A 23,911-nucleotide genomic window follows, 5' to 3' on the forward strand; every position below is an offset into this window, starting at 1 on the left:
TCAGGCAGGCAGAATATTATGATTGATCCGGAATAGGTTGTCCGGGTCGTATTTTCGCTTTATCTCGGCAAGCCTGCTTCCATTGGCTCCATAGGCGCCATCCAGCGCGTCACTTTGATCAGCGGGCATGAAGTTGACATAGGCGCTTCCGGTGGCGTGCGGGGTCATCCGATCATAGAGAGCACGCGCCCAGTTGATGCAGGCCTCATCCTTGGTCGGGTCCTCCCAACGGCTATGGACGTTCATAATAAAATGCGCGGATCTTTCCGGATATGCTGTAGCATCGGTCGGAACACGGGCCATGGCGCCGCCCACATGGGCAACAAAAACTTCCGAGGCCGGGTCCGGCAATTTGGCGATCCCCTCTAGCAGACCGGAAATCGCGTCGGGCGTCAGGGTGCTGAAATCATGACTTTTCCAATAGTTGCGCGCGCCTGAAGCCAGTAACGGGTCAAACGCGGATTGCCAGTCCACAAAGGCGTGAGGCGATATGACGTCCACAATTGGATTACCCAGCCCGCGCAACTCGGCCATGGCTGCTTCGCCGTCGTTCATCGCACCGGCGTAACAGGCGGCAAAGATCAGAACCTCGCGCCCATGCCATTCTTCGGGCAGGAAGGGTAGGGGAGGAGCCATTCGCATCACGGCCCAAACCGTCAGCTCATCTGGTGCTGTATCGGCAATTTTGACATACTGTGCCAGTAGGTCTGGCGCTGCTTCGATTGGATGAACCACCAAACCTGACAGGACCTCGGGGCCTAGGGGGTGTAACTGAAATTCGAATGACGTCACTACGCCGAAATTTCCTCCTCCACCACGAATGGCCCAGAACAGATCGGGATGCGAGGTGGCCGAGGTATGGACGATGGAACCATCTGCTGTGACGACTTCGGCTGAGATCAGATTGTCAATTGTCATGCCAAATTTGCGGGTTGTCCAACCGAATCCTCCGCCCAACGTTAGGCCTGCAATTCCAGTGGTGCCATTTATGCCCACCGGAACTGTCAGCCCGTGCGCCTGAGTTTCGCGATCGACATCACCCAGAACCGCACCCGGAGCCACCCGAGCGGTTCTGGCCTGAGGATCAACGTGCACTGAACGCATCTGTGACAGGTCTAACATAACCGCGTCGTCCGCAACGGCGTGCCCGGCAATCTGGTGGCCGCCGGAACGTACCGACATGACTAATCCGGCATTGCGTACGAAATTCACTGCTTTTTGCACGTCGCTGGCGCCAAGGGCGCGGATAACAAAGCCAGGCCGACGGTCAACGACGCTGTTCCAGGTTGTGCGTGCCTCATCATAACCGGGGCTGCCGGGCAGATGGACGGCCCCTCTCAGTGATGCGTCCAATGCGTCCAGCGCGGCCTGATCTATCGAGGCCGATTGGCCATCAAGTGCTTTCAAATCAAACATGACTTTAAACCTTCCTTGCGTTGGTAAGGTTTCTTGTCTGACTGCCTCAATGGGAATGCGTTGGGTTTGTACTTAACTACGACCGGTGTTCCGGCGCGGCGGGCAGTTGAACCGGGTCAGGCAAAAATACCGGGATCGATCCGATCCACAGGTGTAATGACATCTGCCGGAATATTCAGCCGTTCAGCTGCTTTTCTCAGGCTCTCCTCATCGGGTGCTTCGTAAAGGCAATAGGTTTTGCGTTTGTCAGCGCTGAGGAACGAGAAAATCCATTCGATTCCGGTTTCGTCGTTTATCTCTTTGATATGAGCTTTGTCATCGTCGCTGATGCTGAGCTGTTCAGCAAAATTACGTTCGATAATATACCTTGGCATATGCACCCCCCAGAGCATGTAATCAGGCTTTAACTGACAGGTCCTTCCAGTTTTGACCTAAGGGAAACCATACTCAATTTCTGGGCTGTTGCCAACGCGTCGGCCTCCAGATGCAAAGCCAGATCATGATCCTGCTTTGAGCCGCGACCTCGTAATGCCTGGGCGAACGCCGCTTTGCTATGGGCGATCCACGGGGGGCAGGCCATTTTGGTGTCGATTTCGATGGCCTTTGTGAACATCTTTTCGGCGGTCGGCCAATCGCCAAGCAATGCGGCCAAGCTCCCCAACCGTCGTGCGGCTGATCCGGTGCAAACTGTCGTGGCCCCGGCAGTGATGGTCAGATCTTCGAACGGAGCCAACAAATCATACAGTGTTTGGGCGTGATCCCTGCTTTGTACAATGACGCAGATATCCGCCAGATAGGACAGAGTGGTCGAATACATCGCATCCGGGGGTAGGGCGAACCCGCCTTCCGCCAGCTCATTCAAGATGCGTTCTGCAGCTTCGGTATAGCCCAGTTCGGCAGCGATCAATCCGAACCCGGGCTTCCAGGTTTGGTCCTCGGGGTTTTCGGACATGAGATGTTTGATGACTGGTGCGACTTCATGCAAGCGGTTCTGTTCGCGGCGTATGGTGAACATTTGAACCCCAAATACGCCTTCAACGTGCTTGCCGTGTGTTTGCCGCCCGATCCGGACAGCCTCATTGGCGTATTGTTCGGCATCCTCAAACTGCCCATCCATAATGGCCACCATCGCCCGAGCATGCGTTTGCACCCAATAAAGCTGTAAGTGGTTGTCCTTTTGCGATACTTCCGTCAGCAAGTTCAGAGAGTGATCCATCAATTGCCGGTCCGCCATTTCAGCTCCAACAAAAAGGCTGAGCGTCCTGTCGCGGCCCTGATCGATTGTTCCTAGGTTTTCAGCAACCGTGTGCATCGCTTCAAGGTTTTCGCGCCAATTGCGCATCTCATTTTCCCGCCGCGCAATAAACGGTGCCCCATACCTCATCATCATGACCGAAAACTGGGATTTGTAATCCCCCAAGCGGGCTGCCAATTCCATGGATTGCTGGCCGTACCGAGCACCTTCCTTGTGTTGGCCGATAAACATGTAGGCCCGTGCCAACTGGCTTTGCAGCCCGCATTGGCGAACGTCGTCGCTGTCCGGCAGATTGGTAAGTGCGTCCAGACAAACTTCAATCGCTTCATCGTGTCGTTCACTGGACATCATGCAGGAATCTGCGAAGTAGCCTGCGATATCGGCGGCCAATTCCGCGTTTTCTAACTCGCGGGCTGCATCTGATGCTTCCTTGAGCAGTCGAACACCCTCAGACAATCGCCCGACGCTGTCTAGGCTTCGGCCCCGCAAAACCAGCCCCAGGATTCTTTCGACCTTATTGTCCGGGCCTAGGTTTTGCGCTGCATTGAGAGCCTCTTTGGCGCTGGCCATAGCCTCTTGGCTTGCAGAACGGGCTAGCGCCATTTCGGTAGCCGATTTCCAACGTGAAAAAGCGGCAGACCAGTCCTCAGCCTGGGTCAGATGGTGGGCAACCAATTCGGGGCGGCGCGCGGTCTCGGCCGCCCGCAATTCGATCAGGGCTTTGGCAACATTTGCGTGCTGCGCTCTGCGGGTTGCACTGAGCATGGATTGGTAGGCTGTGTCGCGGATGAGGGCATGGCGAAAGACAAAGTGATCCTTGTTGTGGCCGCTTTCAAATATCAAGCCTGATTTGCACAGTTCCTCCAACCCGGTTTGCACCATCGCGGCGTCTGCTCCCATGGCCTGACGCAGAAGCGTGGGCTCGAATTCACGACCAATCACCGAGCCGGTTAGGGCCACTTGTTTGGCATCGGGGGATACGGCGTCAAGCCGTGCCATGAGGGCGCCTTTCAGTGATGAAGGTACGCCGATTTGTCCCTGGGTGCCCGAGGCCATCATGGTGCGCGTCATCTCTTCGACAAACAGGGGAACCCCATCGGTTTTTTCAGCGATCAAAGCCACCAGATTGTCATCCGGTTCCTTCCCCGAAACATTGCGGATCAGGTTAGCCACATGACTGCTGTCGAAGCGTCGAAGTTGCAGCGTATGCACGTGGGTATCGCCTTCGTCCCTATCTAGATCCCAACCCGGACGATGCGTTATCAGGATCATCAAGGGCAAGTCGGTGCAGATGGATTTGAGGCGGCCCAGCAGTGCTTGGGTCGAAGGGTCGATCCAATGGGCATCCTCAACACATAGGACAACCGGGCGAACCGCTGAGCGTGCCTTTACCGTGCTGATCAAGGTTTGAATGGTCAGGTCACGCTGCTCCTGCGGAGAGAGGTTGAGCACTTGCTTGGCCAGGCCGCTGCGAGGGGCAACGAGTGCAGCAAATACTGGCAGCACCTGATCAAGTTCGATCCCTGGTCGAGTTTCCAACATGGCGCGAACATGGCCCACGACCTTGTCATCTTCGTAGTCCGGGCCGACCCCAGCATCCTGGGCAATGCGTTCCGTTACTGGGTAAAACGGGCTGGTGTTAAGATAGGGCGAACAGTTCAGCCGCAGTATGTCCGCGGTATTGGCAATGTCTTTGTTGCTCAGAAAATCTTCGGTAAGCCGCGACTTTCCAATGCCAGCCTCACCAGCCAAGAGAACAACTTCGCCCTCGCCACCTTGGACGCGTTTCCATGCCTGATGTAGAATGTCTTTTTCGAAATCTCGCCCGATCAAAGTGCTACTGGCGTCTTCCCCGTGGACAGCGCGGAACCGGCTTTCAGCACTGCGCTCTGCGACCACCTGCAACAGCGTGCGCGGGTCTTTGAACCCTTTCAAAGAGACCGAGCCCTGCGAAGAAAATTCGAAAATCCTATGTAAGGTGCTTTCGGTTTCTTCCTTGGGCAGAACAATGGTATTCGGCGCGGCCTTTTCCTGAATGCGTGCGGCAAGGTTGAGGATAGGCCCGGTCATCGCCCCTTCTTCATAGGTGTTCTCCCCAATTGTGTCGCCAACAACGACGTCCCCGCTAGCTATGCCTACGCGGGCAGATAGGGGTTCACCATCCAGGGTTTTCAAGGTTTTTACGCGCTCGACCGCATCCAACGCAGCTTTAACCGCGCGAATAGCGTGATCCTCAAAAGCGTGCGGCCAGCCAAAGAAAACCAACAGCCCGTCGCCCAGATACTTGGCAACATAACCACCGTACCGCGTAACGGCCCCGGCCACGGCGTCTTGGTAATTTTGCAGCAACACACGCATGTCCTCGGCGTCCAGGCGATTGGTAAGCTCTGTCGAGCCAACCAAATCAGCAAAAAAAACCGTCAAGTGGCGCCGCTCGGCCGCTGGCGAGGTCTGTGCCTGAGTGCGGTCTGGTGCAAAGCTCGGTGAGACGACGTTGTCCTGCTGTGTTTCGCGCAAACCCTGTAGAGCAGCGAGCAGGATTTTTCTGTGTCCCAAAGACACGCCTATTTCGCGCAAATCGTCGTTGGTCAGCAGGGGCAATACACGCGTGTCGATATCATTGTGGGCAAATGCGTCAACATATTGCTCCAGCCCAAGTGTCTTAAGCCATTCAGCGACCTCTAAGCCCATAAGGAGATCATGCGTAGGAATTAATGCCTGATCAAGATCGCGCTTGTTTTCCCTATCCTAAACCTATCGATGGCCTTCGATAGATGAACTATTCTGGACATTTTGGCGTCGAAACTTTTGTGAAGAAGATAAGAGACGTTTCGGAACTGTCGGAATTGCGAAACTTCGGAAATTGAGACACTTAAAAATTGGTCGGAGTGAGAGGATTCGAACCTCCGACCCCTGCCTCCCGAAGACAGTGCTCTACCAGGCTGAGCTACACTCCGACCGTGGCGGGTGATCTATACCCGAGGATATGGATGTGCAAGAGGGATTTTCTGGCGGTGATCAGGAATTCATCAGCCTCTTCGTCCACATTCCCTTCAAGGTAGAGGGTTGGTTCGATAAAGCCGAATCTTAGTGCCGCCGTGGTCCACAACTGGTCCTGCGGGCAGCAAAGGCAGGCGCGTTGCGCGGGCGAGTGATTGATTGCTGGTTACGATGCCGACGCGCCAACCGGAAAATCGTGATGTTAGGGTCTTACCTAGGCTGCCATACAGCGAGCGGAGGCGTTTTTCGTCTCCGATTCTTGCACCATATGGGGGATTGACAATTACCAAGCCCGCTGAGCCTGTCGGGGGTTTTACGTCGCTGACCGATCGGCACAGAAATTGGGTATGCGCGGCAACATCGGCGCGATGGGCATTTGTACTGGCCGCATCGACGGCCCCGGCATTCCGGTCGGACCCAATGAACACTGTGTCAGTTTCCACTTTTGATCTGTCCTGGCGCATTGCGGACCATGCGTTTGAATCGAAACCAGGCATATCTTCGAAAGCGAAACTGCGAGAGCGTCCGGGGTTTAACCCTAGTGCGATCTCGGCGGCTTCGATGACAAAGGTGCCTGACCCACACATTGGGTCCACAACTGGTTCGGTCCCGTCAAAACCGCACTCACGTAGGAACATTGCCGCCATGGTTTCGCGCATGGGTGCCTTAGCTACTGCTGACTTGTGGCCGCGCTTGTGCAGCGGGTCACCGGAGGTGTCGATCGAGAAAGTACAAATGTCCTTTTCGATGCGTAGCAAAACGCGCAGGCCCGCATCGGGCGAGATCGGCGCACCGAGTGTTTCTGTGATCGCTCGTTCGACCCTTTGCCGAGCTGCTCCTGCATGGTAAATGCGGGATTTACGGCTTGTAGCCTCAACCTTGATCGGAATGTCCGAGCGCAGGAACTCGGCCCAAGGGAACTTGCGTGCGCGTTTGTCAAGCTGCGCCAAATGGACAGCCGGGAAACTGCCTATCCGGGCAAGAACTTTATTGGCTCCGCGCAGGCATAGGTTTGCACGCCAGACTTCAGGCCAGGCACCGTGGACGTTTACCCCGCCAGCCACGATTTTAGCGTCTGCGAATCCCTTTTCCAAAGCTTCGGCATGTAGCGGAGCCTCAAGCCCGGGTGTGGCGACCAAAAAAATTTCAAATTCGGTGTTTTGTTCCATTGGCAGTACCTACACCGGAAGCATTCCGGGTGCGACCGGCAAATTTTCCTGCGACAAATCGTAAATTTACAACGGAAAGCGGCGATCACGGCCAATTTGCGCGTCAACGGGTTTGCTTTTGACGTCATCCCCGCGTAAACGGTGCCAAATCTGAATTCCGCCCGCGGACTTTTAACGCATTCTGACGCTTTTGCGGCGACGCCAAAGAAATCACGCGTTATTGTCTGGACCGGATATGGGGTAGATATATTAAGGCGCAGGGAATGAGGCTTGGAAGACCGTACCGACATGCAAACGTTCAAACTTAAAAAGGGGTTGGAGCTGCCGGTGCTGGGTGCGCCGGATCAGATTATCCAGCCAGGACCTGAATTTAGGACCGTTGGGGTATTGGGCGGGGATTACCTGGGCCTAAAACCACGCATGCTGGTTCAGGAAGGTGATACGGTTCAGCGTGGAACGCCGCTGTTCTGTCATAAGGACGCGCCAGAGGCGATGATGGTTGCCCCGCTCAGCGGCAAGATTGTGGCCGTCAATCGCGGCGCCCGCCGTGTGTTGCAGAGTGTGGTGATCGAGGTGTCCGACCCCAACGATACGGGGCTGGATTTCTCGGGCGTTGGTAATTCGGACGACGCTGAAGGTGTGACCGAAAAGCTGTGCGCGGCTGGTCTTTGGACGGCGTTCCGCACGCGGCCCTATTCGAAAATGCCAGTGCCGGGCACCAAGCCTGAGGCTATTTTCGTTACCGCCATGGATAGTGAGCCACTTGCAGCTGACGCGGCCGTGATCATTGCCGATGCTGGTGAGGCGTTTGCAGCAGGCCTGGGCGCGATTGCCAAGCTTACAGAGGGCAAAACCTATCTGTGCCAAAAAGATGGCGATTCTATTCCGGGCGCGGATGTGCCTGGGGTTGAGGCCGCGGCATTCTCAGGGCCGCATCCAGCGGGTCTGGCTGGTACACACATCCATTTCCTCGAGCCGCTGGCAGGGAATAAGCAGGTCTGGACCATCGGTTATCAAGATGTGATTGCCATAGGCCGTCTGATGCAGACCGGTCATTTGGACCCGAATGTCGTGATCGCAATAAGCGGCCCGGGCGCGCGTCAACCGCGCCTGATCCGTACTGTGATGGGTGCTTCGACCGACGACCTGACCCGTGATGAGATCGCTGTAGATGGTACGCCGCGGGTCATCTCGGGCTCGATCCTGTCCGGAACCCATGCGGAAGGCCCCACTGCATATCTGGGTCGTTTCGCGCGCCAGATTTCTATCATCCGCGAAGATCACGACCAGATTCCAATGGGTTGGATTCGTCCAATGCCATCGAAATACTCGGTACAGCCGGTGTTGGGGTCGGCACTTTCGAACAAATTGTTCAACCTGACCAGCAACCTGAATGGGGGCCGTCGTGCGATGGTGCCGACAGGTGTGTTTGAACGGCTGATGCCACAGGATTACCTGCCGACGCAGTTGTTGCGCGCGCTTCTGGTAATGGATACCGACAGCGCTCAGGCATTGGGTGCGCTCGAGTTGGACGAAGAGGATCTGGGCCTTGTCGGCTTTGCCTGTCCGGCGAAATATGAATACGGGCTGGCGCTGCGCGACTGCCTGACCAAAATCGAAAAGGAGGGCTGATCCAAATGGGTTTGCGCAACTTCTTTGATCGGATCGAGCCGAACTTTACCAAGGGCGGCAAGTACGAGAAGTATTTCCCCATCTACGAGATGGTGGAGAGCTTCATTTACACTCCGAAAACTGTCACTTCCGTCGCTCCCCATGCGCGGTCCTTTGTGGATATGAAGCGGATCATGACTTATGTCGTGATTGCGACGATCCCCTGCATCCTGTTCGGGATGTGGAATACCGGCTATCAGGCGAACACGGCCATTGCCGCATTGGGACCGGACGCCGCTACCGGCTGGCGCATCGCTTTGCTGCAGATGTTTGGCATCTCGCTGGACCCGTCCAGCCTGTTTGCTAATGTTATGCACGGGATGTTGTATTTCTTGCCCATCTACATCGTCACTCTTGTGGCGGGGGGCATTTTCGAGGTTATCTTCGCTACTGTGCGCGGCCATGAGGTGAACGAAGGTTTCCTTGTGACCTCAATGCTTTACACGCTGATCATGCCGGCGACCACGCCATTGTGGCAGGTGGCTCTGGGCATTATTTTCGGTGTGGTCATCGGTAAAGAGGTCTTTGGCGGCACCGGCAAAAACTTCCTCAACCCTGCGCTGGTCGGTCGTGCATTCCTGTATTTTGCCTATCCGGCGAACATGTCGGGTGACACGGTCTGGACACCGGTTGACGGCTTTTCGGGCGCAACTGCACTGTCGGTTTCTGCGTCCGAAGGCTATCAGGCGCTGGCAGCCGAAGGTCTGACCTGGTGGAATGCCTTCTTGGGCTTCATGCAGGGTAGCTTTGGCGAAACCTCGACACTGGCCTGTCTGATAGGTCTGTGCTTCCTGCTGGCGACGCGCATAGCGAACTATCGCCTGATCGTTGGCTGTTTGGGGGGTATGATCGTCTTTTCCCTGCTGCTGAACCTGATCGGCTCGGAAACCAACCCGATGTTTGCAATGCCGTGGTACTGGCACCTTGTCGTTGGTGGCTACGCCTTTGGCCTTGTCTTCATGGTCACCGAACCGGTTTCGGCCAGTCACACCAATCTGGGCCGCTATATCTACGGCGCGCTGATAGGTTTCATGGTTGTGATGATCCGTGTCGTTAACCCGGCTTTCCCCGAAGGCATGATGCTGGCTATCCTGTTCGGCAACGTCTTCGCACCGCTGATCGATTATTTCGTCGTTCAGGCCAACATTAAACGGAGGGCGCGTCGCCATGTCTGATACGCAATCCCCAGACAATAACGAGGCACCCAAGGGCGCGATTGCCAAGTTTCTGGCGGCCTCGCCAGATTCGGTTGGCAAAACGATCTTTATCGCTGTCGCCGTATGTCTTGTTGCTTCGATGGTCGTGTCGTCGGCTGCTGTCAGCCTGCGCCCCGTGCAAGAGGCGAACAAGCTGAAAGACAAGCAGGTTAACGTCCTGCAGGTGGCGGGCGTCTATGAACCCGGCGTCGACGTGACCGAAGCATTCGCCGCATTCGAGCCGCATGTGCTGGAACTGTCTAGTGGCGAATTCGTTGACGATCAGTTCGATCCGGCCACTTTCGACGATATCGCTGCCGCAAGCGATCCGGAATTGAGCGTCGCTCTGGACGATGATCCAGCCGGGATTGGCCGCAAATCCCAGTATCGCGTGATCTATCTGCTGCGCGATGATGCAGGCGATTTGGACAAGGTAATCCTGCCGCTGCACGGCTATGGGCTGTGGTCCACGCTCTATGGCTTTATCGCGCTTGAGAACAACGGCAACGATATCTTCGGCCTACAGTTCTATCAGCATGGTGAGACCCCGGGCCTCGGCGCCGAGGTGGACAACCCGCGTTGGAAAGCCTTGTGGAACGGTAAGAGGTTGCGGGACGACAACGGTGATCTGCAAATCACCGTCGCCAAATCACAACCAGCGGCTGGCCCTGACTTTTATGTCGACGCGCTGGCTGGTGCCACGCTGACTTCGGTTGGTGTTGATAACCTGGTGAAATTCTGGATGGGTGATGCGGGCTACGGTCCCTTCCTGGCCAAACTGCAAGCAGGAGAGTTCTGATGTCCCAGACCAAGAAAGAGATGCTGGTCGACCCGCTTGTCGACAACAACCCGATCACCCTGCAGGTGCTGGGTATCTGTTCGGCACTGGCGGTAACTTCATCGCTGCAGGTGTCCTTCGTTATGGCGCTGGCGGTGACTTTTGTGACCTCGTTCTCGTCCTTCTTTATCTCGTGCTTGCGCAACCAGATCCCGGGCTCGATCCGGATCATCGTGCAGATGGTGATCATCGCCTCGCTGGTGATCCTGGTGGATCAGGTGCTGAAAGCATATGCGTTCGAAATCTCGAAAACCCTGTCGGTCTTCGTCGGTCTGATCATCACCAACTGTATCGTGATGGGCCGCGCCGAGGCGTTTGCGATGAAAAACCCGCCGGTCGCATCATTCATCGACGGTCTGGGCAACGGGATGGGCTATGGCCTGATCCTGCTGCTGGTCGGTTTCATTCGTGAATTGTTCGGCGCTGGTTCGCTGTTCGGTATCACCATTCTGGAGACCGTCAACAATGGTGGGTGGTACGTGCCAAACGGCATGCTGCTGCTGCCGCCGTCGGCGTTCTTCATCATCGGTCTGATCATCTGGGCCTTCCGCACGTGGAAGCCAAACCAGGTGGAAGAACGTGAATACAAAATTCAGCAGGTAGAGGCCCACTGATGGAAGGTCTGATCTCACTGGCCGTAAAGGCCATCTTTGTCGAAAACCTTGCGCTTAGCTTCTTCCTGGGGATGTGTACTTTCATCGCCGTTTCCAAGAAGATTTCTACCGCGCTTGGTCTGGGTATTTCGGTGATGCTGGTGCAGGCAATTACCGTGCCAACCAACAACCTGCTGCTGAGCTATCTTTTGAAACCGGGTGCGTTGGCCTGGGCTGGGTTCCCGGATGTGGACCTGACCTTCCTTGGCCTGATCTCGTATATCGGCGTTATTGCGGCGATGGTGCAAATCCTTGAGATGATCTTGGATAAGTACTTCCCACCGCTTTACAACGCGCTGGGGATTTTCCTGCCGCTGATCACGGTGAACTGCGCCATTCTGGGTGGTTCGCTGTTCATGGTGGAACGCGATTACAACTTTGCCGAGGCAACAACTTACGGTCTGTCTTCCGGCTTTGGCTGGGCACTGGCGATCACCGCGATGGCGGGTGTGCGCGAAAAGTTGAAATACTCGGATATTCCCGACGGCCTGCAGGGTCTGGGGATCACCTTCATCACCGCTGGACTGATGGCCTTGGCCTTTATGTCCTTCTCGGGCGTGAAACTGTAAGGAGGGCGCAATGGAAACTTTTAGCTTAGGCGTCATCCTTTTTACACTGATCGTTCTGGCACTGGTCGCCATCATCATGGCCGCGCGCTCGCGTCTGGTCTCGACCGGTAACGTCAACATCACAATCAATGGTGAGAAAACCATCTCGGTGCCCGCAGGCGGCAAACTGCTGCAAACGCTGGCGGCTGAGAAACTGTTTGTCCCGTCTGCGTGTGGCGGTGGCGGTACATGCGCACAATGCCGAGTGAAGGTGCATTCAGGCGGTGGGTCGATCCTGCCGACCGAGGAAAGCCATATCACCAAACGAGAAGCCTCATGCGGTGACCGTCTGTCCTGTCAGGTTGCGGTCAAGCAGGACATGGATATTGAGGTTCCCGAAGAGGTCTTCGGCGTCAAGAAATGGGAATGCACCGTGCGTTCGAATGAGAACGTGGCGACATTCATCAAAGCGCTAACTCTAGACCTGCCTGAAGGTGAGGATGTGAACTTCCGCGCTGGTGGTTACATCCAGATCGAAGCTCCTGCGCACCAGTTGAAATACACCGATTTCGACGTGGAAGAGGAATATCGCGAGGATTGGGATCGCTTCAATCTGTGGCAGTATGAATCTGTGGTGAATGAGCCGATCGAGCGCGCCTATTCGATGGCGAACTATCCCGATGAAAAAGGCATGATCATGCTGAACGTTCGGGTTGCCTCGCCGCCTCCGGGCTCCGAGGGTATCCCTCCGGGTCAGATGTCGTCGTATATCTTCAACCTGAAACCGGGCGACAAGGTTACGATCTCAGGTCCGTTTGGTGAGTTCTTTGCGCGCGAGACAGATAAAGAGATGGTGTTTATCGGCGGTGGTGCTGGCATGGCACCAATGCGGAGCCACATCTTTGATCAGCTCAAGCGCCTTGAGAACCGTAACCGCAAGATCAGCTTCTGGTACGGCGCGCGGTCAAAGAAAGAGATGTTCTTTGTCGAGGATTTCGACACGCTGGCCAAGGAATTTGACAATTTCGAATGGCACGTGGCCCTGTCCGACGCGCAGCCTGAGGATGACTGGAAAGGCTATACCGGCTTCATCCACAACGTGTTGTTCGAAGAATACCTCAAGAACCACCCAGCGCCTGAAGATTGCGAGTTCTATATGTGTGGGCCGCCAATCATGAACCAGTCGGTCATCAACATGCTGCTGGATTTGGGCGTGGACCGCGAAGACATCATGCTCGACGATTTCGGCGGGTAAGAGACGAAGAAACCGGCGCGAAATGCGTCGGTTTTTTTACAGCCGCAGGTCGCTTGCGTCTTTGGGTAAACAGGATTTCACGTCGTAGAGCACGGACTGCTCTTTGCCATAAGAGCGAATTTGTTCGGGGTCGAGCGCGCGAAACTCCTCATGAGCCACCGCAAGAACTATGCCGTCGTAGATGCCGTCCTCGGGCTCTTTGATCATTGAAATCCCGTATTCCGCATGCGCTGCCTGATTGTCGACGTGGGGGTCGTAGACATCGACTGCGATCCCGTAATCCTGTAGCTCATCGATGATATCGACCACCCGAGTATTGCGCAGATCGGGACAGTTTTCCTTGAACGTCAACCCCATGACCAGCACGCGTGCGCGGGCCACGTTAATACCGTCTCGCATCATCCGTTTGACCAGTTGTGACACGACGTAGCCGCCCATGGCGTCGTTCAGCCGCCTCCCGGCCAGAATGATCTGAGGGTGGTGGCCAACTGCTTCGGCTTTGTGGGTCAGGTAATAGGGGTCGACGCCAATGCAATGTCCGCCGACTAGGCCAGGGCGGAAAGGCAGGAAGTTCCATTTGGTACCAGCAGCCCGTAAAACTGCCTCGGTGTCGATGCCCATCCGTCCGAAGATCATCGCCAACTCGTTGACCAGCGCGATATTCAAGTCGCGCTGCGTATTTTCGATAACTTTCGCCGCCTCAGCCACCCGGATGCTCTCCGCTTTGTGGGTGCCGGCACTGATAATCCGCGCATAAAGCGCATCAACCAAATCGGCGACTTCGGGAGTAGACCCCGAAGTCACCTTGCAGATATCGGAAATCCTGTGCGTTTTGTCGCCAGGGTTGATCCTTTCCGGGCTGTAGCCTGCGAAGAAATCCGCATTGAATGCCAGCCCCGACATGCGCTCGAGAACCGGCACGCAGTCTTCCTCGGTCGCGCCGGGGTAAACTGTGGATTCGTAAATCACCAGATCTCCGGGTTTCAACAACCCACCAACCATTTCAGACGCGTTGATTAACGGAGAAAGATCTGGCTGCTTTCCCGCCGTGATAGGCGTTGGCACAGTCACGATATAGGTATCGCACGCGGCCAGATCGGCCAGATCGGTTGTGAAAACCAATTCTGAGGCCGCGGCCAGATCATCGGGCTCGACCTCTTGCGTCGCGTCATGCCCTGAACGTAGGTCGGCAATACGGGATGCGTTAATATCGAAGCCTACGACCGGGCCGATCTTGCCGAAGGCCACTGCCAATGGCAGGCCGACATAACCCAGCCCAATTACTGCGATCCGACGAGAGTTTGGGTTGGTTTCAAACATCAGAAAACCTCGGGCCGGGGGCAAGGCCGCGCTCCCAATTGGAGAGCAGGAGTTTTTTCAGATGGAAACCAATCAGTCTCGCAGTGCCTGTCACCAGATCACGTATCATTCATCCCTCGACCTTGAAGCAGTCTTTGACGCATCAGGGATACTGTCACCGGGCCAAGGTCAAGGGGATTTTCCGAGATTCCGTTCAGCCGACGATCATCTGCTTCATGCGCAGTGCTTCGTATTCCAGCTCTTTCAAACGGAAATGCACGACGTCACCGATGGTAATCACGCCGCACAGGTTGCCATCCCGCAGGACCGGCATGTGGCGAAAGCGGCCTTCGGTCATGCTTTTCAATACATCATTCAGCAGATCGTCTGGCGAGCAAGTCTTCACCTCGCGTGTCATCAGATCCTCGACCGATTGCGGCAGGGTTTGACCGGGTGTATCCGCCATACGCCGCACGATGTCGCGTTCGGACAGAATACCCTGCAAGCTGCCATTTTGATCAGTCACGAGAACCGCACCAATCCGCTTTTCCTTAAGCGTATTGACGACCGAATGAATAGTTTCGTTCGGACGTACCGAAAAAACCGCATCCCCTTTGCCCTCAAGCAATTTTGACACGGTGGTCTGCGAATGGGACAGGTTCGACTCTGTCGATTGGCTATACGTGGTCTTTTCAGCCTTATCGCCGCGCGTTGGGGACTGGTAAGAGGTTGGGGCCATGGGCAATCTCCTTCCTGGTTATTGCTAAGTCTTTCCCTTTCACCTTAGCGCAGCTAAACGACGTGTATAGGGTACAATTGCGCTGAAAGGCAAAATCACCCGCAATAATGGAAGCTTAAGCCTTTGACCGACCTGTATCTTACCCCGCCTGTCGCTGTCTTGATATTCTTTGTGGTGGTAGTGTGTGGCCATAATTTTCGTATGGCCTGGAAACAGCAGCCAAAGGGGTGGCAGAAACGGGCGTGGCTTTTCGGGGTGCCAGCGGTGATTGGCCTTTTAGTCTTGGGCTTTATGCCACTCAAACTCTGATGTCGGTTTGACTCTGGCTGGGGTGGCTGGCATATGCCGGGCACCAAGTTTCCAGGAGACCCCAATGCGTCTTGTGCCTGTACTGGCTTTTGCCACACTTCTATCCGGCTGCCTGTTCGACAAGGAACCCGAGGTGGTCCGCCTGTCGGGCGAGACGATGGGAACAACGTTCAATATCACGGCTATCGGTGAGGATTTGGACGAAAACGCCCTGGCCACTGCGGTCGAAGCAACGCTGGCTGACGTCAACTCCAAGATGTCCAACTGGGACCCGAATTCCGAGGTCTCGACATTTTCTGCTGCAACCAGCACCGATGCCATGCCGGTCTCCGCAGAATTCGTGCATGTGATGCAAGCCGCCAATGAAGTGCACGAAAAGACTGGTGGTACGTTCGACGTGACCCTTGGGCCTTTGATCGAGCTGTGGGGATTTGGTCCGCGCACACCGGAAGACCCGGTGCCCTCGGATGAGGACATTCAATCTGCACTGGAAAGTGTGGGTCAGAACAGATTGCTGAAATTGGATGCCGAGGCCGGCACGCTGAGCAAATCCGATGCCAGCGTTGGGATCAACCTGTCGGCTATTGCCAAGGGCTATGGCATTGATGCGGTTGCGGAAACTCTGCGCGATGCCGGCATCGAGAACTATCTGGTCGAGATTGGTGGCGATCTCGTCACCAAAGGCGAGAACGACAAGGGCGAAGTCTGGCGGATCGGCATCGAAAAACCGCAGGCAGGCGCGCAGTCACCGCAATTGATCGTGTCTGTGGGTGATCTTGGTATGGCCAGTTCGGGCGATTACAAGAATTTCTTCGAGCAGGACGGCGTACGATATTCGCATATCATCGACCCGACAACCGGGCGCCCTATCACACACCGGACTACATCGGTCACTGTTCTGGCCGAAAACGCCATGATGGCGGATGCTTGGGCCACTGCGATGTTAGCTCTGGGTCAGGAAAAGGGTCTGGAACTGGCCGAAAAGCATAAACTTGCCGTGTATTTCATCTCGCGGGATGTGACAGGTAGTGAAGATGCCTATATCACGGTACACAGCACGGCGTTCAAAGACGCTTTGAGCTCTAACTGACGGAAGAACCTGAGATGAGCACTTTTATTCTGGCCTTCATTTTGTTGCTGATCATCGTTGTTGGTATGTCCCTGGGTGTCATGCTGATGGGCAAGAAAATCAAGGGCAGTTGTGGCGGTCTGAATGCGATTTCAGGAGCGGATAAATGCGTGGTCTGCAAAAAGGATGTGGACCCCAACAGCCCCCTGCGCGATCAGTTACAATGCAAGCGTGCGAAGAAGATGCTGGACCAGATGGAACAGCAGGCCGAAGCATAGTTTACGCTTCGCTGCAGGCCAGGAATTGGCTAACTAGGTCCCTGACCATAGGGGGACACTAAGTTGGCCAAAGCCAAAAACATCCTGTTCATAATGTTTGACCAGCTGCGCTGGGATTATCTGAGCTGTTACGGCCATCCGCATTTGCATACTCCGAACATTGACCGCCTTGCCGCGCGCGGTGTGCGGTTCAACCGCGCCTATATCCAATCCCCGATTTGTGGCAGCTCGCGCATGTCCACCTATACTGGGCGCTATGTGCATTCGCACGGTGCCTCGTGGAACGGTATTCCGCTAAAGGTGGGCGAAATGACGATGGGCGACCATCTGCGCAAAGCTGGGATGGACTGCTGGCTGGTCGGCAAAACCCATATGCGCGCGGATGCCGAAGGGATGGCGCGACTGGGGCTCGAGCCTGACAGCCTGATTGGCGCTCGCGTGGGCGAGTGCGGATTTGATGTGTTTGAGCGCGACGATGGCATGCGCCCCGAGGGACCGGATGGGTTTTACGACCCGGACGGTGCCAAGGCCTATAACACCTACCTGACGGAAAAAGGATACGAGAGCGATAACCCCTGGCACGACTTTGCCAATTCCGGGTTAGATGCAGATGGCAATGTACTATCTGGTTGGTTCCTGAAGAATTCTTCTGAGGCGGCAAATATTGCAGAAAAAGACAGTGAGACCCCATATCTGACAAAGCGGGGTATTGAGTTCATGGAGTCGCATGATGGACCGTGGTGCTGTCACCTGAGTTTCATCAAACCGCACTGGCCTTATATCGTGCCGGAACCCTATGCCTCGTTATATGGCCCCGAGCACGTGCTGCCAGTGGTCCGGTCCGAGGCCGAACGGGAGAACGCCCACCCGGTTCTGCGCGCCTTCATGAACACTAAAATCGGTCAGACATTCTCGCGTCGGGATGTGCGCGAGGCGGTGATCCCCGCCTATATGGGCCTGATCAAACAGGCCGATGACCAGATGGGTCGCCTGTTCGGCTGGATGGAAAAAACCGGCCGGATGGAGGACACGATGATCGTGATAACTTCGGACCACGGCGATTTTCTGGGCGATCACTGGATGGGAGAGAAGACTTTCTTCCACGATGCTTCGACCAAGATTCCGCTTATCATTTATGACCCGTCGCCCGAGGCCAACTCAACGCGCGGCACAGTGAGCGATGCACTGGTCGAATCCATTGATCTCGCCCCGACCTTCGTAGAGGTGGCAGGAGGTGAGGTGGCCTCGCATATTCTTGAAGGGTGCTCGCTGTTGCCGATATTGCATGGGCAGCAAGAGGAGATGCCACGCGACGTGGTAATCTGCGAATATGACTATTCCGCGTCGCCGATTGCGGATGCTCTGAAAGCCTCGGTTCGGGATGCGGTGATGTTCATGGTCGCGAACAAAAAATGGAAACTGATCCATTGCGAGGGCGGTCATCGGCCCATTCTGTTTGATCTGGAAAACGATCCGAGCGAACTGAACGATTTGGGCGGCAGCGACGCCCACAAAGATGTCATCGCCAAAATGTATGATCACCTGTTTGCCTGGACCCGACGCCCCTCACAACGCACGACTCGGTCGGAACAGCAACTGATCGAGATGCGGACCAAAAGCCGGGGCAGGGGGGTTGTTGTTGGGGTTTATGATGAAAACGACGCGCCGCTGAACCTGACAGTCAAATACAGGGGGCGCAAAGCACGGCCATTTGCTGAATTTGTCGGCAAGGATAAGTCGCCTCACCATTAATTCTGAGCGGCCTAACCCAAAAGACGGTTCACCCGCCGATGGTCAGACGATAAAAGACGGGCCAAGAGCAGAAATCCGGAGAGCTTCAAATGACCGCCCCCAAACCCGTTGTCTTGTGCATTCTCGATGGTTGGGGCCTGTCCGAGGCCACCGAAGCCAACGCACCCTATCTGGCCAATACGCCAACCTTCGATGCGATCATGGCCAATGGCCCACACGCCACGCTGATTACCCATGGCCCGGATGTGGGCTTGCCCACCGGTCAGATGGGCAATTCCGAGGTTGGCCACACCAATATCGGCGCGGGCCGGGTTGTGGCCATGGATTTAGGTCAGATTGATCTGGCGATTGAGGATGGCTCATTCTTTGACAACAAAGCTTTGCAGGACTTCATTACCAAGGTGAAAGATGCGGGCGGCACCGCGCATCTGATGGGACTAGTGTCGGATGGTGGTGTGCATGGGCACCTGAACCATATCGCCGCCGCCGCCAAGGCGATCACCGACGCGGGAGTGCCTGTCGCACTGCACGCAATCACCGATGGCCGCGACGTGGCTCCGAAATCCGCCTTTACCTATATCGCCGAATTGGAAGACCGCCTGCCCGAAGGCGCGCGCATTGTCACCGTCAGCGGGCGCTATTTCGCGATGGACCGTGACAATCGCTGGGAGCGCGTCAGCGAAGCCTATGAGGCAATGATCAACGGACAGGGTCGAACCTCGGCATCAGCTCATGGCGCAGTTGACCACGCCTACAACCAATCTGAAACCGATGAATTCATCGTACCGACAGTTCTAGATGGCTTTGACGGCGTCAAGGATGGTGACGGGTTTTTCTGCCTCAACTTCCGTGCCGATCGCGCGCGAGAGATCCTGCGAGCGATTGGCGAACCAGATTTTGCTGATTTTGACACTGGCCTGCGCCCGCAATTGGCCGCTCTGCTGGGTATGGTTGAATACTCGGACGCCCACAATGCCTATATGACCACCGTTTATCCAAAGCGCGAAATCGTCAATACGCTGGGCGAATGGGTGGCCAAACAGGGGATGCGTCAGTTTCGTCTGGCCGAAACCGAGAAGTACCCGCATGTTACGTTCTTTCTGAACGGCGGCAAAGAAACGCCGGAAGACGGAGAAGACCGCTATATGCCGAAATCCCCAAAAGTGGCGACTTATGACCTGCAGCCAGAGATGTCCTCGGCCGAAGTAACCGCCAAGTTCGTCGAGGCGATTGAGGCAGGCTTTGACCTGATCGTCACCAACTATGCCAATCCGGATATGGTTGGCCATTCAGGCGATTTGAAAGCAGCAATCAAGGCGTGCGAAGCCGTGGATCAGGGGTTGGAACAGGTGGTTGCTGCGCTCGAAAAGGCCGGTGGCGCGATGATCGTCACCGCCGACCACGGCAACTGTGAGATGATGGTCGATCCCGAAACCGGGGGCCCGCATACCGCACACACACTGAACCCAGTGCCCGTAGCACTGGTGGGCGGCCCAGAGGGTGCCAAATTGCGCGACGGACGCCTGTCCGACTTGGCGCCGACGCTCTTGCAACTTATGGGTCTGGAGCAACCACCGGAAATGACTGGCCAGAGCTTGTTGTCATGACCCTTCGTGCGCTTTTTTTGGCACTGCTGACTACGACACCGGTCCACGCCCAGACCGATCCGTCAACCGCAGCGTTGAATGCAGCGCAAATGCTAGAACAGGCGTCTATCGCACTGGCCGAGGCCGACAGCGCTCGCGACCGTGTGCGTGCGTTGACCGAAACGATACAGGCTTATGAGGCTGGCTTGACAGCTATGCGCGACGGGTTGCGCCGCGCCGCCACGCGTGAAGCGCAACTGACCGCAGAACTACACACGCGTGAGAAAGAGATTGCGCAAATACTGGGCGTATTACAGACCATAGAAACCACCTCTCCGCCCGTTCTGATGCTGCATCCATCCGGTCCGCTGGGTTCAGCGCGCGCGGGTATGATGCTTTCCGAAGTCACGCCAAGCCTGAATGCCCGCGCACTGGCTTTGGCCCGTGATCTGCAGGAGGTGCAAACCCTCCGGCAATTGCAGCAAAGCGCGGCGGACACACTGACCGAGGGCTTGACCGGCGTTCAAACCGCCCGCACCGAGCTAAGCACGGCCATCGCCGACCGTACAGACTTACCGCAGCGTTTTGTCGAAGATCCGATCCGAACGGCGATTCTGATCTCTTCAACCGAGACGCTAGAGGGTTTTGCCAGCGGACTGTCTGAAATTTCGGAAGGCGAGATTGTCGCGACCAATGCTGATATTTCAGACCTGCAAGGGCAAATCCCATTACCTGTGCAGGGCGTCATGTTACACCGTGCCGGTGAGACCGACGCCGCCGGAGTAAAGCGCCCCGGAGTGGTTCTGGCCACGCAACCCCGCTCGATTGTGAAATCCCCTACCGCAGCGACAATCCGGTACAGTGGACCACTTTTGGATTTGGGGAATCTGGTAATCCTTGAGCCTCAACCCGGTCTTTTATTCGTATTTTCGGGCCTGCAAGAGGTCTACGGCAAACCCGGTCAAGTCATCCCAAAGGGTACTCCAGTGGGTTTGATGCCCGGTGAAACGCCCGGAATCGGCGCTATTTTGTCAACAAGCAGTGATGGCACTGGAACTGACCGGTCAGAAACGCTCTATATAGAGGTAAGACAGGATAACAGCCCCGTGGACCCGGAATCGTGGTTTCGGATCAGCAAGGATGGATAAAACCGTATGAAGAAATTTGTGATGGCCGGTCTGGCCGGAACCGTGGCAGGTATAATTGCAACCACTCAGATCGCTGGCCCGTTGCTGGCGCAAGAGGCCGAGAGGAAGGCGGATGTCTATCAGCAGCTGGACCTGTTCGGGGATATTTTTGAACGCATTCGCGCGCAATACGTAGAAGAGGTAGAGCCGGAAGAACTGATCGAGGCGGCGATTGATGGTATGCTGACTTCACTGGACCCGCATTCCAGCTATCTGTCGCCCGATGATGCCGAACAGATGCGTGTCCAGACACGCGGAGAATTTGGCGGCCTTGGCATCGAAGTCACGCAGGAAGAAGGCTTTGTGAAAGTTGTTTCACCGATTGATGGAACCCCAGCCGATGAGGCGGGGATCGAAGCCGGAGATTTCATCACCCATGTCGATGGAGAGAGCATTCTTGGTCTGACGTTGGACAAAGCGGTCGATCTGATGCGTGGCCCTGTCGGGTCCGAGATCGTTATCACCGTCGTGCGCGAGGGCGAGCAGGAACCTTTTGATGTGACCATCATCCGCGACACGATCAAACTGACCGCCGTGCGCGCTCGCACCGAAGGCACCAGTGTGGTTCTGCGCGTGACTACCTTCAACGATCAGACATTCCCCAACCTTCAGGAAGGTTTGAACGAGCAGATCGAAGAGGTTGGCGGCATCGACAAGGTCAACGGTTTTGTTCTGGACCTGCGCAACAACCCAGGCGGCTTGCTGACGCAGGCGATCAAAGTATCCGACGCATTCCTGAACGAAGGCGAAATCGTATCGACCCGTGGGCGCGATCCAAGTGAAGGTGAACGTTTCAACGCAACCCCAGGCGATCTGGCAGAGGGCAAGCCAATTGTTGTTCTGATCAACGGCGGTTCTGCTTCGGCGTCTGAGATTGTAGCAGGTGCGCTTCAGGATCACCGCCGTGCAATCGTGGTTGGCACCAAGAGCTTTGGCAAAGGTTCAGTGCAGACGGTCATGCCGCTGCGTGGCGACGGCGCGATGCGCCTGACCACTTCGCGTTATTACACGCCGTCGGGCCGTTCGATCCAAGCGCTTGGCGTCAGCCCAGACATCATTGTCGAACAACCGCGTGTAACGCCGGACGCGGAAGAGGAAGACACGAACCGCCCAACCCGGTCCGAGGCAGACCTGCGCGGCAGTTTGAACAATGACAGCCTCAGTGAAGATGAGATTCGTCAGATCGAGGAGGACCGCGCAAGGGCTGAAGCCACTGCTGAATTGCGGGAAGAGGACTATCAGCTGGCCTACGCCATCGACATCCTCAAAGGTTTGTCGGCCTTCAACCCGAACGGGCCATCACAGTAACAAAGAAGGGGCCGCCAAAAAGGGCGGCCCTTTTTCTTTGGGGGAATAGCTTCGCAAGCCACCGAAGGATGCTCTAGTGTTCGCTATTGGGGAGTTTGAGCCGCCAGCGGGGTCACCTACTTTCGTTCTGTGACCGACGGAACGCTCGTTTTAGCATGTCGAGCTCGGCACGTAATAGCCCGACCTCGGCCCGCATATCATCTGTCGCAGGCGTACCCGCGATAATGGTAAAATCACCAAGCTTATCCGCCGAAGCCGCGTCAACGATCACAAAGGAATGCACACCGTCGGATAAGGCTGCAACCGGAACAGAGACGCTGATTAACCATCCGTCCTCCGCAGGTGCCACGCGCACATCTTTCAGCGCTGCCCCCAAATATTGCACTTTGACAGCCGGTTCAGATTCCGCTTGCAAATGCCCCTGCCAAAGGCCGTTTTCAAAGCGGATGGGTGTCAATGTCGGTTGCGTCATGGCCAGAACTCTCACAAATCAGCGCGGTGGTGGCGGCAGAAGGTCAGATCGCGCATCTTGACGCGGTTCATTCTTGGGTTTTCAAAGATCAGGTCCAGCCAGATCTTTTCAAGACGAGCCTCATTCAAAGGCAAATGCGCCAGATCGAAATCTATCGAGCAGGATTGGCTTGAAAGGTCCAGCTTCCGCAGAACTTGCTCGGTGTTCGGCCCGTTTTGAATGTTTAGGCGAGCAAAGACCTCAAGAGGCAGCTCAGACTCAATGAGAGTATCCACACGCACTAGGTGCTGTCTGGTAAAGCCCTGCGAAGCCTCTGGCGGCAACTCCACGGACAACGATAGAAAAGAGCCGGAAAAGCCGAAAACCTCGACTTGCAGGCCATAAGGGGCCAGGTCTGTGTCGCGTGTGTTTCGGGTTTGTCGAATCCCGATTTCAGCCAGAGCGCAATCATGGAACAGCGTTACCTGTCGGTCCATCTGGGCTTTGCGCGGGGCAGAGGCCACACCGGGGCGTGACAGCGGCATGCGCCACAAATCTGGGCGCCAGATCCAATCGGTGCCCAGAGGTTTGGGAATTTGCGTCGACCCGGTTCGCGGGTGGGTCAGGCGATTGTCAGCTTCTTGGATCAACATATCCAGAAGGGTGCGAAGTTTGCGCGCATCGTCACGTTGCAGACGCAACTGCTGTTCTGGAGTTGCGTCTGCTTTACGCAGAGCCTTGCGCCAGCGATCTACGACCCGTCGGTGATTATAGCGATCCAGCAGTTTGCCCATGGCCCTATCGTTCAAAAGTGCGCCCCTTTTAGTCAAAGACAAGATCGAGGTTAAAGGCGTATTACCAAATTGTGAGATCAAAACTCTCAAATTCGTGATGGCGGCAGAGTATGGGCTTAGCAATCCTAAACTGTTAGG

20 protein-coding genes and 1 tRNA gene are annotated in these 23,911 nt (G+C 55.8%); 12 read left to right on the plus strand and 9 right to left on the minus strand.

Features of this window, described 5'->3' with window-relative positions; translation table 11 throughout:
- The 5 genes from GOW93_RS12120 to GOW93_RS12140 all read right to left on the minus strand — a co-directional run bounded on the left by GOW93_RS12120 (position 1) and on the right by GOW93_RS12140 (position 6,840).
- Positions 1 to 1,416: an FAD-binding oxidoreductase gene (locus tag GOW93_RS12120; protein WP_170384443.1), complete on the minus strand. Its 1,416-nt coding sequence runs from the start codon at positions 1,414 to 1,416 to the stop codon at positions 1 to 3.
- A 116-nt stretch (positions 1,417 to 1,532) separates the two neighbouring features.
- Positions 1,533 to 1,790, minus strand: coding sequence for a DUF4242 domain-containing protein (locus GOW93_RS12125; protein ID WP_170384445.1), 258 nt, complete (start codon positions 1,788 to 1,790; stop codon positions 1,533 to 1,535).
- 29 nt (positions 1,791 to 1,819) lie between these two features.
- Entirely contained in the window at positions 1,820 to 5,362 is a 3,543-nt protein-coding gene (locus tag GOW93_RS12130) for an ATP-binding protein (RefSeq protein ID WP_170384447.1), read from the minus strand.
- Between the two features lie 189 nt (positions 5,363 to 5,551).
- Positions 5,552 to 5,628 (minus strand) — tRNA-Pro (locus GOW93_RS12135).
- 96 nt (positions 5,629 to 5,724) lie between these two features.
- Positions 5,725 to 6,840: a THUMP domain-containing class I SAM-dependent RNA methyltransferase gene (locus GOW93_RS12140; protein ID WP_170384449.1), complete on the minus strand. Its 1,116-nt coding sequence runs from the start codon at positions 6,838 to 6,840 to the stop codon at positions 5,725 to 5,727.
- Between the two features lie 288 nt (positions 6,841 to 7,128).
- Between GOW93_RS12140 and GOW93_RS12145 the strand changes: the two genes are divergently transcribed.
- From GOW93_RS12145 to nqrF, 6 genes are read left to right on the plus strand one after another with little or no spacing between them, the layout of a single operon-like run.
- Positions 7,129 to 8,472 (plus strand): Na(+)-translocating NADH-quinone reductase subunit A, encoded by a 1,344-nt coding sequence (locus tag GOW93_RS12145; protein ID WP_170384709.1) that lies wholly within the window; start codon positions 7,129 to 7,131, stop codon positions 8,470 to 8,472.
- A 5-nt stretch (positions 8,473 to 8,477) separates the two neighbouring features.
- Positions 8,478 to 9,686, plus strand: coding sequence for an NADH:ubiquinone reductase (Na(+)-transporting) subunit B (locus GOW93_RS12150; protein WP_170384451.1), 1,209 nt, complete (start codon positions 8,478 to 8,480; stop codon positions 9,684 to 9,686).
- Positions 9,679 to 10,506, plus strand: a complete 828-nt coding sequence (locus GOW93_RS12155) for a Na(+)-translocating NADH-quinone reductase subunit C (protein ID WP_170384452.1) — start codon at positions 9,679 to 9,681, stop codon at positions 10,504 to 10,506. Before GOW93_RS12150 ends, GOW93_RS12155 begins: the two co-directional genes overlap by 8 nt.
- Positions 10,506 to 11,159 (plus strand): NADH:ubiquinone reductase (Na(+)-transporting) subunit D, encoded by a 654-nt coding sequence (locus GOW93_RS12160; protein WP_170384454.1) that lies wholly within the window; start codon positions 10,506 to 10,508, stop codon positions 11,157 to 11,159. The genes GOW93_RS12155 and GOW93_RS12160 overlap by 1 nt, the downstream gene beginning before the upstream one ends.
- Complete coding sequence (gene nqrE, locus GOW93_RS12165; RefSeq protein ID WP_170384456.1) at positions 11,159 to 11,767, plus strand: NADH:ubiquinone reductase (Na(+)-transporting) subunit E; 609 nt, start codon at positions 11,159 to 11,161, stop codon at positions 11,765 to 11,767. Before GOW93_RS12160 ends, nqrE begins: the two co-directional genes overlap by 1 nt.
- Positions 11,768 to 11,777: 10 nt before the next feature.
- Positions 11,778 to 13,001: an NADH:ubiquinone reductase (Na(+)-transporting) subunit F gene (gene nqrF / locus GOW93_RS12170; protein ID WP_170384458.1), complete on the plus strand. Its 1,224-nt coding sequence runs from the start codon at positions 11,778 to 11,780 to the stop codon at positions 12,999 to 13,001.
- A 36-nt stretch (positions 13,002 to 13,037) separates the two neighbouring features.
- Here nqrF and tviB read toward each other — a convergent pair whose 3' ends face one another.
- Positions 13,038 to 14,321, minus strand: a complete 1,284-nt coding sequence (gene tviB, locus GOW93_RS12175) for a Vi polysaccharide biosynthesis UDP-N-acetylglucosamine C-6 dehydrogenase TviB (protein WP_170384460.1) — start codon at positions 14,319 to 14,321, stop codon at positions 13,038 to 13,040.
- A gap of 193 nt (positions 14,322 to 14,514) precedes the next feature.
- Entirely contained in the window at positions 14,515 to 15,039 is a 525-nt protein-coding gene (locus tag GOW93_RS12180; RefSeq protein ID WP_170384462.1) for a CBS domain-containing protein, read from the minus strand.
- Between the two features lie 373 nt (positions 15,040 to 15,412).
- Here GOW93_RS12180 and GOW93_RS12185 point away from each other — a divergent pair, with 373 nt between their 5' ends.
- The 6 genes from GOW93_RS12185 (at position 15,413) to GOW93_RS12210 (ending at position 22,528) form a co-directional block, all read left to right on the plus strand.
- Positions 15,413 to 16,438, plus strand: a complete 1,026-nt coding sequence (locus GOW93_RS12185; RefSeq protein WP_254443527.1) for an FAD:protein FMN transferase — start codon at positions 15,413 to 15,415, stop codon at positions 16,436 to 16,438.
- Between the two features lie 14 nt (positions 16,439 to 16,452).
- On the plus strand, positions 16,453 to 16,695 hold the full coding sequence (gene nqrM, locus GOW93_RS12190; protein WP_170384464.1) for a (Na+)-NQR maturation NqrM: 243 nt from the start codon (positions 16,453 to 16,455) through the stop codon (positions 16,693 to 16,695).
- A gap of 63 nt (positions 16,696 to 16,758) precedes the next feature.
- The gene (locus GOW93_RS12195) at positions 16,759 to 18,447 is read left to right on the plus strand and encodes a sulfatase-like hydrolase/transferase (protein WP_170384465.1); all 1,689 of its coding nucleotides are present in this window, start codon (positions 16,759 to 16,761) and stop codon (positions 18,445 to 18,447) included.
- An 89-nt stretch (positions 18,448 to 18,536) separates the two neighbouring features.
- Entirely contained in the window at positions 18,537 to 20,054 is a 1,518-nt protein-coding gene (gene gpmI / locus GOW93_RS12200) for a 2,3-bisphosphoglycerate-independent phosphoglycerate mutase (protein ID WP_170384467.1), read from the plus strand.
- Positions 20,051 to 21,181: a murein hydrolase activator EnvC family protein gene (locus GOW93_RS12205; RefSeq protein WP_170384469.1), complete on the plus strand. Its 1,131-nt coding sequence runs from the start codon at positions 20,051 to 20,053 to the stop codon at positions 21,179 to 21,181. Before gpmI ends, GOW93_RS12205 begins: the two co-directional genes overlap by 4 nt.
- 6 nt (positions 21,182 to 21,187) lie before the next feature.
- The gene (locus GOW93_RS12210; RefSeq protein ID WP_170384471.1) at positions 21,188 to 22,528 is read left to right on the plus strand and encodes a S41 family peptidase; all 1,341 of its coding nucleotides are present in this window, start codon (positions 21,188 to 21,190) and stop codon (positions 22,526 to 22,528) included.
- Positions 22,529 to 22,640: 112 nt separating this feature from the next.
- Here the strand turns inward: GOW93_RS12210 and GOW93_RS12215 are convergent, their stop codons facing one another.
- Together GOW93_RS12215 and GOW93_RS12220 are read right to left on the minus strand one after the other, a co-directional pair.
- Positions 22,641 to 23,000 (minus strand): hypothetical protein, encoded by a 360-nt coding sequence (locus GOW93_RS12215; RefSeq protein ID WP_170384473.1) that lies wholly within the window; start codon positions 22,998 to 23,000, stop codon positions 22,641 to 22,643.
- An 11-nt stretch (positions 23,001 to 23,011) separates the two neighbouring features.
- Positions 23,012 to 23,773, minus strand: a complete 762-nt coding sequence (locus GOW93_RS12220) for a DUF6478 family protein (RefSeq protein ID WP_170384475.1) — start codon at positions 23,771 to 23,773, stop codon at positions 23,012 to 23,014.
- Positions 23,774 to 23,911 lie beyond the last annotated feature (138 nt).

It is taken from the genome of Ruegeria atlantica, from assembly GCF_013032455.1.
Classification (GTDB): domain Bacteria; phylum Pseudomonadota; class Alphaproteobacteria; order Rhodobacterales; family Rhodobacteraceae; genus Ruegeria; species Ruegeria atlantica_B.